Source organism: Dyella sp. ASV21 (assembly GCF_016428975.1).
GTDB lineage: Bacteria > Pseudomonadota > Gammaproteobacteria > Xanthomonadales > Rhodanobacteraceae > Dyella.
In genome coordinates this window covers 1-320 of the sequence record NZ_JAELTT010000308.1, presented here as the reverse complement: position 1 = coordinate 320, position 320 = coordinate 1, and the positions used below count along the sequence as shown (strand labels likewise).

Here is a 320-nt window from a genome sequence, read left to right as displayed (position 1 = left end):
CGGCACCTGATCGTGGGGGAACTTGCACGGCGCAACGGCCTGCTGCCCTCGATCCGCCCTACCGCCGGATACCGGCTAGGCGACCGGGCCCATATCGAACCCCTGCACCGTATCCAAGCCCTGCACCTGTCTCTTATACACATCTCCGAGCCCACGAGACCCGTGACCGAATCTCGGTTGGCGGGGTGGGGGTGGTAAAGGGGGGGGGGGGGGGGGGGGGGGGGGGGGGGGGGGGGGGGGGGGGGGGGGGGGGGGGGGGGGGGGGGGGGGGGGGGGGGGGGGGGGGGGGGGGGGGGGGGGGGGGGGGGGGGGGGGGGGGG

At 78.1% G+C, this 320-nt stretch carries 1 pseudogene; it reads left to right on the top strand.

Features of this window, described 5'->3' with window-relative positions:
- Positions 1 to 198, top strand: a pseudogene (locus tag JHD67_RS22535) (hypothetical protein); the annotation flags it as partial.
- Between the last annotated feature and the right edge of the window lie 122 nt (positions 199 to 320).